The sequence below is a fragment of the Streptomyces sp. NPDC059224 genome, assembly GCF_042754285.1.
In the GTDB taxonomy this organism is placed as follows: domain Bacteria; phylum Actinomycetota; class Actinomycetes; order Streptomycetales; family Streptomycetaceae; genus Streptomyces.
In genome coordinates this window covers 108,535-119,066 of sequence record NZ_JBHZAN010000030.1, presented here as the reverse complement: position 1 = coordinate 119,066, position 10,532 = coordinate 108,535, and the positions used below count along the sequence as shown (strand labels likewise).

The 10,532-nt window shown below is 68.5% G+C and carries 10 protein-coding genes; 3 read left to right on the top strand and 7 right to left on the bottom strand.

Going from position 1 to position 10,532, the window contains the following annotated elements:
• Positions 1-744: 744 nt before the first annotated feature.
• Positions 745-2,349: an MDR family MFS transporter gene (locus ACFXI4_RS31260; RefSeq protein WP_384997203.1), complete on the bottom strand. Its 1,605-nt coding sequence runs from the start codon at positions 2,347-2,349 to the stop codon at positions 745-747.
• Between the two features lie 157 nt (positions 2,350-2,506).
• Here ACFXI4_RS31260 and ACFXI4_RS31255 point away from each other — a divergent pair, with 157 nt between their 5' ends.
• Positions 2,507-3,106, top strand: coding sequence for a TetR/AcrR family transcriptional regulator (locus ACFXI4_RS31255; RefSeq protein ID WP_362718397.1), 600 nt, complete (start codon positions 2,507-2,509; stop codon positions 3,104-3,106).
• A 46-nt stretch (positions 3,107-3,152) separates the two neighbouring features.
• On the opposite strand, the gene ACFXI4_RS31250 is transcribed toward ACFXI4_RS31255, so the two are convergent.
• A complete protein-coding gene (locus ACFXI4_RS31250; protein ID WP_362718394.1) occupies positions 3,153-3,704 on the bottom strand; it encodes a M23 family metallopeptidase in 552 nt (183 codons plus the stop codon).
• A 444-nt stretch (positions 3,705-4,148) separates the two neighbouring features.
• Here ACFXI4_RS31250 and ACFXI4_RS31245 point away from each other — a divergent pair, with 444 nt between their 5' ends.
• Positions 4,149-4,751, top strand: coding sequence for an HAD family acid phosphatase (locus ACFXI4_RS31245; protein ID WP_384997200.1), 603 nt, complete (start codon positions 4,149-4,151; stop codon positions 4,749-4,751).
• A gap of 84 nt (positions 4,752-4,835) precedes the next feature.
• Here ACFXI4_RS31245 and ACFXI4_RS31240 read toward each other — a convergent pair whose 3' ends face one another.
• A complete protein-coding gene (locus tag ACFXI4_RS31240) occupies positions 4,836-7,361 on the bottom strand; it encodes an ATP-dependent Clp protease ATP-binding subunit (protein ID WP_362718389.1) in 2,526 nt (841 codons plus the stop codon).
• A 430-nt stretch (positions 7,362-7,791) separates the two neighbouring features.
• Between ACFXI4_RS31240 and ACFXI4_RS31235 the strand changes: the two genes are divergently transcribed.
• A complete protein-coding gene (locus ACFXI4_RS31235; protein ID WP_384997197.1) occupies positions 7,792-8,565 on the top strand; it encodes an SCO3374 family protein in 774 nt (257 codons plus the stop codon).
• On the opposite strand, the gene ACFXI4_RS31230 is transcribed toward ACFXI4_RS31235, so the two are convergent.
• The 4 genes from ACFXI4_RS31230 to ACFXI4_RS31215 all read right to left on the bottom strand — a co-directional run bounded on the left by ACFXI4_RS31230 (position 8,544) and on the right by ACFXI4_RS31215 (position 10,485).
• Positions 8,544-8,879 carry an Lsr2 family protein gene (locus tag ACFXI4_RS31230; protein WP_362718383.1) on the bottom strand — a complete coding sequence of 112 codons (336 nt, stop codon included), beginning with the start codon at positions 8,877-8,879 and terminating at the stop codon, positions 8,544-8,546. The genes ACFXI4_RS31235 and ACFXI4_RS31230 overlap by 22 nt on opposite strands.
• Before the next feature lie 276 nt (positions 8,880-9,155).
• Positions 9,156-9,689 carry an amino-acid N-acetyltransferase gene (locus ACFXI4_RS31225; RefSeq protein WP_362718380.1) on the bottom strand — a complete coding sequence of 178 codons (534 nt, stop codon included), beginning with the start codon at positions 9,687-9,689 and terminating at the stop codon, positions 9,156-9,158.
• 9 nt (positions 9,690-9,698) lie between these two features.
• Complete coding sequence (locus ACFXI4_RS31220; RefSeq protein WP_384997194.1) at positions 9,699-10,112, bottom strand: BlaI/MecI/CopY family transcriptional regulator; 414 nt, start codon at positions 10,110-10,112, stop codon at positions 9,699-9,701.
• A gap of 181 nt (positions 10,113-10,293) precedes the next feature.
• Positions 10,294-10,485, bottom strand: a complete 192-nt coding sequence (locus ACFXI4_RS31215) for a hypothetical protein (protein WP_384997192.1) — start codon at positions 10,483-10,485, stop codon at positions 10,294-10,296.
• Positions 10,486-10,532 lie beyond the last annotated feature (47 nt).

Sequence of the window (10,532 nt, the reverse complement as noted above, 5' to 3'; positions counted from 1 at the left end):
GGACCGACCAACGGCCCGGCAACCTCCGGCCACAGCCGACCAAGGCCATAGCCGACACGGGCCAGGGCCGACCGGGACGCGGGCGGACGCGGGCCGTCCCCCGACCAGGGCCGTAGCGAGCTCGGGCCGCGGCCGATCGAAGGCGCGGCGGGCGCGCGCCGGGACCGACCAACGGCCCGGCAACCTCCGGCCACAGCCGACCAAGGCCATAGCCGACACGGGCCAGGGCCGACCGGGACGCGGGCGGACGCGGGCCGCAGCCGACCAACAGCCTGGCGACCGCGGGCCGCAGCTGACCAAGGCCGCAGCGGACGCGGGCCACGGCAGACCAAAGCTGTAGCGGACACGCGTCACGGCAGACCGCGAGCACGGCGGGCACGCCGGGACCGGCCAAGGGCCCGACAGCCGCAAGCCGCAGCCGACCAGAGCCGTAGCGGACGTGGGCCAGGGCCGAGCGAGGGCCTGACGGGCTCGGGCCAGGGCCGAGCGAGGGCCTGACGGGCTCGGGCCAGGGCCAAGCAAGGGCTTGTCGACCGCGGGCCACAGTCGGCCAAGGCCGGTGACGGGCGCAGGCCGTAGCGGGCCCGTAGCGGTCGCGGGCCGCGGCGGCCTGCGGGGTGCAGCCGGCCATACGTACCCGACGCGTGGTCGTGCGCGGTGCAGGGTGTCGCCGGGTGTTGCGGAGGTGACGGGAAAGCGGGTGGCCCCGGGGACGCTCGGTCCCGGGCCACCCGCGTGCGTTTCTCAGACGGCCTCGACGACCGGCAGCGGTGCCGCCTCGTCGGAGCCCGCCTTCTGGGGGCCGCCGCGCAGCGGCACCTCCTTGACGAAGACGGCGGCCACGACGACGGCCACCGCGATCACGGCACCGAGCAGGAACGCCGAGTGCGTGCCGGCCGACACCGCGTGCTGGTACGCCTCGCGGGCCGCCGCCGGCAGCTTCGCAAGGCTCTTCGCGTCCAGCTGGGCCGACTGCTCGGTGATCTTGGAGCCCAGCGAGCCGGCCCGCTCGGACATGACGCCCTTGACCCGGTCGTTGAAGATCGCGCCCATGATGGCGACGCCGAAGGAGGAGCCGAGGGTACGGAACAGGGTGGTGGACGAGGACGCGACGCCCATGTCCTTCATCTCCACGCTGTTCTGCGCGACCAGCATGGTGATCTGCATCAGGCAGCCCATGCCGAGGCCGACGACGGCCATGTACACGCCCGAGATGAACCGGGTGGTGTCGGTGTCCATCGTGGACAGCAGGTACAGCCCGACGGCCAGCAGCACCCCGCCCACCAGGGGGAAGACCTTGTAGCGGCCGGTGTTGGTGGTGACCCGCCCGGCGACCATCGAGGTCACCAGCATCGCGCCGAGCATCGGCAGCAGCAGCAGACCGGAGTTGGTCGCGGACGCGCCCTGCACGGACTGCTGGTAGAGCGGCAGGAACAGCGTGGCTCCGAACATCACGAAGCCCACGATGAACCCGATGACCGACATCAGGGTGAAGTTGAGGCTCCGGAAGATGTGCAGGGGCAGGACCGGCTCGGCGGCCTTGGTCTGCCAGAAGACGAAGCCGATCAGGGCGACGACGCCGATGGCGATCAGTTCCATGATTCGTGCGGACGTCCAGGCGTACTGGGAACCGCCCCAGGTGGTGACCAGCACGATCGAGGTGATGCCGAGGGTCAGCAGACCGGCGCCCAGGTAGTCGATGCGCGTCTTGTTCCGCTTCTTCGGCAGGTGCAGGACGGCGCTGACGGCGGCCAGCGCGACCACGCCGAGCGGCAGGTTGATGTAGAAGGCCCAGCGCCAGCCCCAGTTGTCGGTGATGGTGCCGCCGACCAGCGGGCCGCCGATCATGGCGAGCGCCATGACGCCGGCCATCATGCCCTGGTACTTGCCGCGCTCGCGGGGCGGCACGAGGTCACCGATGATCGCCATGACCCCGACCATCAGACCACCGGCACCGAGGCCCTGGATGGCCCGGAACCCGATCAGCTGGCCCATGTCCTGGGCCATGCCGCTGAGCGCGGAGCCGACCAGGAAGATGACTATGGAGGTCATGAAGGCGCCCTTGCGCCCGTACATGTCACCGAGCTTGCCCCAGAGCGGGGTGGCCGCCGCGGTCGCGAGGGTATAGGCGGTCACGACCCACGACAGGTGCTCCAGACCGCCCAGCTCACCGACGATGGTCGGCATGGCCGTGCCCACGATCATGTTGTCGAGCATCGCGAGCATCATCGCGACCATGAGCGCGAGCATCACGACCCGTACGCTCTTGGGTTCCTTCTGCGGCGCCTCGGCCGCTGCCGGTGCCCCCGGTTTTTCCTGGCCCGTCTCGGCCGCCTGGGTGTCCGCCATCTCTCCCACTCCCCCTGGCGGCTGCTACTTACTGGCCGCCCGGCTAGTTCAGTACACTGGGAAGGTAGACCTGTCACTAGCCGGTCGTCAAGTAAGTTTCTGGAGCGGACGTCCGTCCGGCAGAGTGAGTTTTCGCGGGAGTGCGAGGAATAAGAGGATGGGCGTCACCATGGACGGCACCAAGCAGCAGCGCCGGGGCAACACCCGCCAGCGCATCCAGGACGTGGCGCTGGAACTCTTCGCCGAGCAGGGCTACGAGAAGACCTCGCTGCGGGAGATCGCCGAGCGCCTCGACGTGACCAAGGCAGCCCTGTACTACCACTTCAAGACCAAGGAAGAGATCCTGGTCAGCGTCTTCGAGGATCTGACTCGGCCGATCCAGGACCTGATCGAGTGGGGCGAGGGGCAGCCGCACACGCTGGAGATCAAGCTGGAGATCGTACGGCGCTACAGCCGGGCGCTCGCCGAGGCCGGGCCGCTGTTCCGCTTCATGCAGGAGAACCAGGCGACCGTGCGGGAGCTGCGGATCGGTGACACCTTCAAGGACCGGATGCGCGGCCTGCGGAGCATCTTCGTCGACCCGGACGCACCCCTGACCGACCAGGTCCGCTGCATCAGCGCGATGTTCACGCTGCACGCGGGGATGTTCGTCATGCAGGACCTGGAGGGCGACCCCGAGAAGAAGCAGGAAGCCGTTCTGGAGGTCGCCCTGGACCTGGTGACCCAGGCCCACCGGGGTTCCGGCCCTTCCGCCTAGCGTTCCGGCCGTTTCTCCGGCCGTTCCGTCCGGGCGATCACACCGGTCAGACGGTCACGCCCTTGGCGCGCAGGAAGACGACCGGGTTGATCGCGGAGCCGTAGTTCGGGGTCGTACGGATCTCGAAGTGCAGGTGCGGGCCGGTGGAGTTGCCGGTGTTGCCGGACAGCGCGATGTGCTGACCGGTCCTGACGACCTGCCCGACCCTGACGTCGACGCGGGACAGGTGGGCGTACTGCGAGTACTGGCCGTTGCCGTGCCTGATGACGACGGCGTTGCCGTACGCGGGACCGTCACCGGCGCCGTTGCCGCCGGCCTTGACCACGGTGCCGCCGTGCGCGGCGACGACCTGGGTGCCGATCGGCACCGCGAAGTCCTGGCCGCTGTGCTTGGCGGCCCACATGCCGCCGGCCTGGTCGAAGCTCGCGGACAGGGTGTACTTCTGCACCGGGTCGATCCAGGCGGCGGCACTGGACGTGGCGGCCGACGCGACCCCCGACCCCACCACGGCCGTGACTCCGAGACCGGCCGCCAGAACGGCGGCGCGCTTACGGAGAGAGGACGTACGGGGGGCACGGAGAGTGGCGCGCAGGGACATCGAAACCTCGTGAAGTAGACAGCGGGGACCCCCCTCCGGCACCGGCTGACACGCGTCGGCCGCCGAACGGGGCATCCCTTGGTAACCCGGAAGCCGCGCTTCACCCAAACCACACCATCTACGGCATCAGCTAGTACACACGCGCGAAGTTGACCCTTTCTTGACAGAGTGCGCCCGGCCTGGCAGCCCGGACCTCACCCTTCCGGGCGTGAGGCGACATGGGTTACAAAATCCCTTTTCGACCGTCACGGGTTCCACTATCCCGGCTAGTAACGGACATTTGACCCGTGCGCTATGTCACCGGCGACCGCGGCCCGAAGCCCCCGGCGTGTGACCCAGGCCTCGCCCGATCTACCCCCGAGTAACTCGATGGCTTCCTCTACGCCACCTCGCCCACACATCATGTCCCTGACACTTCCGTGGACGTGAGAGGACCCCCAACCGATGACCCCAGGCACCTGGACCCGCCGCATGTCCATCGCCGCCGTCTCCGTGGCCGCGCTCGCCGGGATGGCCGCGCCGGCCCAGGCCGCGACGGCGAGCAGCTCCACCACGGTCGACTACGCCACCTGGCAGCAGGACTGCCAGTCCGTGATGGACCAGGCCCTGCCGTACCTGAAGCAGCGCATCGCCGCCGCCGAGCCGGGCGAGCGGCAGGCGATCGTCTTCGACATCGACAACACGGCCCTGGAGACCGACTTCGGCTTCAGCTTCCCCCAGCCGGCCAACAAGCCGGTCCTGAACATCGCCCGGTACGCCCAGGAGCACGGCGTCTCCCTGTTCTTCGTCACGGCCCGCCCGGGCATCCTCTACCTGCCGACCGAGTACAACCTCGAACACGACGGCTACGACGTCTCCGGCCTGTACGTCCGCGGCCTCTTCGACCTCTTCAAGGACGTCGCCGCCTACAAGACCGCCCAGCGCGTCGACATCGAGAACAACGGCTACACGATCATCGCGAACATCGGGAACAGCGCCACCGACCTCTCGGGCGGCCACGCGGAGAAGACCTACAAGCTGCCCGACTACAACGGCCGGCTCTCGTAGCCGCACGGCGGGTACGCGAAAGGGGCCGGTGCTCGGGAAAGCACCGGCCCCTTTCTTTCGGGCCTTTCGGCGAGCCTCTGAGGGCTACGCCTCCTTGCTCAGGTTCGGACCGGCTCCGCCGGCCGCCTGCTCGATCGGCGGGACGTCGGGGAGTGCGGACTTCTCCTCACCCCGGAAGGTGAAGGTCTTGGTCTCGCCCTCGCCCTCCGTGTCGACGACCACGATGTGACCGGGGCGCAGCTCGCCGAAGAGGATCTTCTCCGAGAGCGTGTCCTCGATCTCGCGCTGGATCGTGCGACGCAGCGGCCGCGCGCCCAGCACCGGGTCGTAGCCCTTCTTGGACAGCAGCTCCTTCGCGGACTGGGAGAGCTCGATGCCCATGTCCCGGTCCTTGAGGCGCTCGTCCACCTTGCCGATCATCAGGTCGACGATCCGCAGGATGTCCTCCTGCGTCAGCTGCGGGAAGACGACCACGTCGTCGACGCGGTTGAGGAACTCGGGCCGGAAGTGCTGCTTGAGCTCGTCCTGGACCTTGTTCTTCATGCGCTCGTAGTTGGTCTTCGAGTCGCCCGAGGCCGCGAAGCCCAGGTTGAAGCCCTTGGAGATGTCCCGGGTGCCGAGGTTGGTCGTCATGATGATGACCGTGTTCTTGAAGTCCACGACCCGGCCCTGGGAGTCGGTCAGTCGACCGTCCTCCAGGATCTGCAGCAGGCTGTTGAAGATGTCCGGGTGGGCCTTCTCGACCTCGTCGAAGAGGACGACGGAGAACGGCTTGCGGCGGACCTTCTCGGTCAGCTGGCCGCCCTCCTCGTAGCCCACGTAACCGGGGGGCGAACCGAAGAGACGCGAGACCGTGTGCTTCTCGCTGAACTCCGACATGTCGAGGGAGATCAGCGCGTCCTCGTCACCGAAGAGGAACTCGGCGAGGGCCTTGGACAGCTCGGTCTTACCGACGCCGGACGGGCCGGCGAAGATGAACGAGCCACCGGGGCGCTTCGGGTCCTTCAGACCGGCACGCGTACGGCGGATCGCCTTCGACAGCGCCTTGACGGCGTCGACCTGGCCGATGACCCGCTTGTGGAGCTCGTCCTCCATGCGCAGCAGACGCGAGGACTCCTCCTCGGTGAGCTTGAAGACCGGGATGCCCGTGGCCGTGGCCAGCACCTCGGCGATCAGCTCGCCGTCGACCTCGGCGACGACGTCCATGTCGCCGGCCTTCCACTCCTTCTCCCGCTTGGCCTTGGCGGCCAGGAGCTGCTTCTCCTTGTCGCGGAGGGAGGCGGCCTTCTCGAAGTCCTGCGAGTCGATCGCGGACTCCTTGTCCCGGCGGACGCCGGCGATCTTCTCGTCGAACTCGCGCAGGTCCGGCGGAGCGGTCATCCGGCGGATGCGCATCCGGGAGCCGGCCTCGTCGATCAGGTCGATCGCCTTGTCGGGCAGGAAGCGGTCCGAGATGTAGCGGTCGGCCAGGGTGGCCGCCTGCACCAGCGCCTCGTCCGTGATGGAGACCCGGTGGTGGGCCTCGTACCGGTCACGCAGACCCTTGAGGATCTCGATCGTGTGCGGCAGGGACGGCTCGGCGACCTGGATCGGCTGGAAGCGGCGCTCCAGGGCCGCGTCCTTCTCCAGGTGCTTGCGGTACTCGTCCAGGGTGGTGGCACCGATGGTCTGCAGCTCACCGCGGGCCAGCATCGGCTTCAGGATCGAAGCCGCGTCGATGGCGCCCTCGGCGGCACCCGCACCGACCAGCGTGTGCAGCTCGTCGATGAACAGGATGATGTCACCGCGGGTGCGGATCTCCTTGAGCACCTTCTTCAGGCGCTCCTCGAAGTCACCGCGGTAGCGGGAGCCGGCGACCAGGGCGCCGAGGTCCAGGGTGTAGAGGTGCTTGTCCTTGAGGGTCTCGGGCACCTCACCCTTGACGATGGCCTGGGCGAGGCCCTCGACGACGGCGGTCTTGCCGACGCCGGGCTCACCGATCAGGACCGGGTTGTTCTTGGTGCGGCGGGACAGCACCTGCATGACCCGCTCGATCTCCTTCTCGCGCCCGATGACCGGGTCGAGCTTGGACTCACGAGCGGCCTGGGTGAGGTTCCGGCCGAACTGGTCGAGGACCAGGGACGTCGAGGGGGTGCCCTCGGCAGGGCCGCCGGCGGTGGCGGTCTCCTTGCCCTGGTAGCCGGAGAGCAGCTGGATGACCTGCTGCCGCACCCGGTTGAGATCTGCGCCCAGCTTGACCAGGACCTGGGCGGCGACGCCCTCGCCCTCACGGATCAGGCCGAGCAGGATGTGCTCCGTGCCGATGTAGTTGTGCCCCAGTTGCAGCGCCTCGCGGAGCGACAGCTCCAGGACCTTCTTGGCACGGGGGGTGAAGGGAATGTGCCCGGACGGGGCCTGCTGGCCCTGGCCGATGATCTCCTCCACCTGCTGGCGGACCGCCTCGAGCGAAATCCCGAGGCTCTCAAGGGCCTTGGCGGCGACACCCTCACCCTCGTGGATCAGGCCCAGGAGGATGTGCTCGGTGCCGATGTAGTTGTGGTTGAGCATCCGGGCTTCTTCCTGAGCCAGGACGACAACCCGCCGCGCGCGGTCGGTGAACCTCTCGAACATCGTTAATCGCTCCTCAGAGCGGTCAGGCAGTGGGGGGAACTTCCCCTCTCTGTCCTTCCGCAGCTTAGTCCCGCAAGCGGGGACCGCTCATTCCAACTGCCGACACCGTCGATGGCCTCCTGACCCCGAACGCCGACATATGCTCCAACCCGATGGTGCGAGACGATGTTCCCGCAGGCCAGGCAGTTACCCCTTCCGCCAGTACGCCGATGGCGAACGTGAGACGCCCTCGCCTGCGTGTCGCCCCCTCCCACTAGGGATGTCTTACCCGCACGGACTGACAGTCCATGCCGTATGCCCCCGGTCCCTCCGCTACGGGCGAACAACCTTGCGTCCCTCCGTGCCCCCGCGAAGGCCTCCGTTCGGAACGCTGCGCACTCGCGCGCGCACCCAGCGTAACTCGGGCGGGTTCGCGGCGGTTGCAGTTGGCATGGCTGGCTCGGTCCCTCTGGCCGCTTCAACGGTCCCTCACCCCCGTCGTCCGCTCGGATCCGGCGTCGATCACGCCGTCGCGCCCGGTTCCGGTTGCACCTTGGCACCGGGTTCCGGCCGCTTCGCCGGACCGGACGCGCAGGTGGCCCGGCTCCGGCACTGGTACGAGAACGAACTGGGCTGGGCGACAGTGCCCGAGGCACCCGGAGAACCGCTGCGGCTGGTCACGGGCGTGCGTTTCGACGTGCTGGACGTGCCTGCCCCTGCGGGCGCGAAGGCGCTCAGGCATCTGGGGCCGGGCTCTCCGGTGGCGCTCCAGGGCGACCGGATGCTGCTGCTGGTGGCCGCGGGCAGCGCGGAGGAGGTGCCGGGACTGCTGGACTGGCTGGAGTGGAGCGCGCTGGCCCTGGACCTGCGGGCACTGGGCGCGCACGGCCTGATGGACGCTCCGGCACGGCCCGAGCCGGTCTCCACCGGGGCCCGACCGCTTCCCGAAGCCGACGAGGGCCCCGCCGCCCCGCCGGAGCCCGCGGACCGTCCGGAACCCGTGCAGGGGGCCGCCGTCTGGTTGCGGCCCCCCGGGCCGGGGCGCGAGGTGGAAGCCTCGCTGCCGAGAATGCCGAGCGTGCCGACGCTGCCGGCCGTGGGGGGCGTGGGATGCGCCCCCGATCTCGTACGGCTGGTGGACACGATGGCCACCGAGTGCCACCGGGTCCGGTTGTGGCGCGCGAGCCACGGACCTGAGGGCGATCAGGCGTTGGCGTCCTCGTAAGCCTGGCGAATCGTCGCCGGAACACGGCCGCGGTCGTTGACCTCGTAGCCGTTCTCCTTCGCCCACGCGCGGATCTGCGCGGTGTCCTGGCTGCCGCCTGCAGCCGCACGGGCCTTTCCACGTCCGCCCGACGCACGGCCACCGGTACGACGACCGCCCTTGACATAGGGGTCGAGAAGGCCGCGCAGCTTGTCCGCATTGGACGTCGTGAGATCGATCTCGTACGTCTTGCCGTCCAGCGCGAACGTCACGGTCTCGTCCGCCTCGCCGCCGTCGAGGTCGTCGACAAGAAGGACCTGAACCTTCTGTGCCACCGGATTTCCTTTCATCGATAACTTCAGGGCCGGGGTGTGCGGCGCCCGCCGTTTCGCCGCCCCCTGTTATATGCAGTACTGCAGTACGTTGGAAAGCAAACCGCTTTTGCGGGAAAAACACAAACCCCTGGGAGAGACCGAGGGGTCTGCTCCCGCCCGGAAACATGCGCGTTTCGGACATAGGCCACCTGGGCAAGGCGAGGCGCCCGGAATTGGGCCCGATCTCCCGCCCAACTCCGTCCGATGTCTCTTGTCCGCCACGATCCCTCGGGGCGATCACAGATGCAGAAGCATCCGGCTGTTGCCCAAGGTGTTCGGTTTCACTCGTTCGAGGCCGAGGAACTCGGCCACGCCCTCGTCATAGGAGCGCAACAGCTCCGCGTAGACATCGGTGTCCACGGGCGTCTCGCCGATCTCCACGAAGCCGTGCTTCCCGAAGAAGTCGACTTCGAAGGTCAAGCAGAAAACTCGGCGAACACCGAGCCATCGTGCCGTCTCCACCAACTTCTCCAGCAACTGATGGCCCACGCCGGCGCCCTTGAGGCCGGGCTTGACCGCGAGAGTGCGCACTTCGGCGAGGTCTTCCCACATCACGTGGAGTGCGCCGCAGCCGACCACCTCGGCGTTGTCGTCGCGTTCCGCGACCCAGAACTCCTGGATGTCCTCGTAAAGCGTCACCGTGGCTTTGTCGAGGAGGATGCGGTCGCGGACGTACGCGTCAAGGAGTCGGCGCACCGCCGGGACATCGCCGGTCCGGGCCCGCCGGACGGTGACGGCTTTTGCGGTGACTTCGGGGCGCATCGCTGACATGAGCGGACGCTATCGCCCGCGGTGGTCCGCCATGGAGCCGGGGTTCTCCTCTTGCGGGGCTTCCGGGTCTTCGCGTCCTTCCCTCTGTTCCGTCCTATCGGGGCCCTGCACGATCCGTACGGCGTCCCACAGGGCCTGGCGCTGTTCGTCGCTCATCATCCCGAAGAAGGCGACGAGAGCGGCGGCCGGGTTGTCGCTCTGGGACCACGCTTCGTTCATCAGGGCGGCGGCGTAGGCGGCCCGTGTCGAGACGGCCTCATATCGATAGGCACGCCCTTCGGCCTCCCGGCGCACCCAGCCCTTCTGATGGAGATTGTCCAAAACGGTCATCACCGTGGTGTACGCGATGGACCGTTCCTGCTGGAGGTCTTCCAGGACTTCTCGAACGGTCACCGGGCGGTTCCACTTCCACACCCGCGTCATGACCGCGTCTTCGAGTTCTCCCAATGGGCGAGGCACAGCTCAGAACAATAGTGGGAGATCCCGCCAATGGCGTGCCGGACGTGCACTTTCGCTGACAAAGGCGAACAAAAAGGGCGTACGACCCGGAAGGCGCGGCTGTGGCCGCGCGGGGGTCGTACGCCCGGTGGGGGGCGGTCCGCGATCAGGCCTCGCGGCCCGGGACGGAGACCTTCAGGTCGCTCTCCCCGCGCGCGGCGCGCGCGAGGGCGGCGTCCACGGCGGCGTCCTCCTTGGCCTTGGCGGCGCCGCCCTGGGTCTTCACGATCACCCGGACCAGACCGACGAAGAAGACGGCCATGACGACCGGGGGCACGAGCGCGGAGACGTAGTCCATGCGTCCAGAGTAGCCACGGGGGACCGGGCGAAAGGTGCGGGGTGGGC

Coding starts and splice junctions, on each gene's coding strand:
- ACFXI4_RS31260 (WP_384997203.1), bottom strand. CDS start 2,349: ATGGCGGACACCCAGGCGGCCGAGACGGGCCAGGAAAAACCGGGGGCA.
- ACFXI4_RS31255 (WP_362718397.1), top strand. CDS start 2,507: ATGGGCGTCACCATGGACGGCACCAAGCAGCAGCGCCGGGGCAACACC.
- ACFXI4_RS31250 (WP_362718394.1), bottom strand. CDS start 3,704: ATGTCCCTGCGCGCCACTCTCCGTGCCCCCCGTACGTCCTCTCTCCGT.
- ACFXI4_RS31245 (WP_384997200.1), top strand. CDS start 4,149: ATGACCCCAGGCACCTGGACCCGCCGCATGTCCATCGCCGCCGTCTCC.
- ACFXI4_RS31240 (WP_362718389.1), bottom strand. CDS start 7,361: ATGTTCGAGAGGTTCACCGACCGCGCGCGGCGGGTTGTCGTCCTGGCT.
- ACFXI4_RS31235 (WP_384997197.1), top strand. CDS start 7,792: ATGGCTGGCTCGGTCCCTCTGGCCGCTTCAACGGTCCCTCACCCCCGT.
- ACFXI4_RS31225 (WP_362718380.1), bottom strand. CDS start 9,689: ATGTCAGCGATGCGCCCCGAAGTCACCGCAAAAGCCGTCACCGTCCGG.
- ACFXI4_RS31220 (WP_384997194.1), bottom strand. CDS start 10,112: ATGACGCGGGTGTGGAAGTGGAACCGCCCGGTGACCGTTCGAGAAGTC.
- ACFXI4_RS31215 (WP_384997192.1), bottom strand. CDS start 10,485: ATGGACTACGTCTCCGCGCTCGTGCCCCCGGTCGTCATGGCCGTCTTC.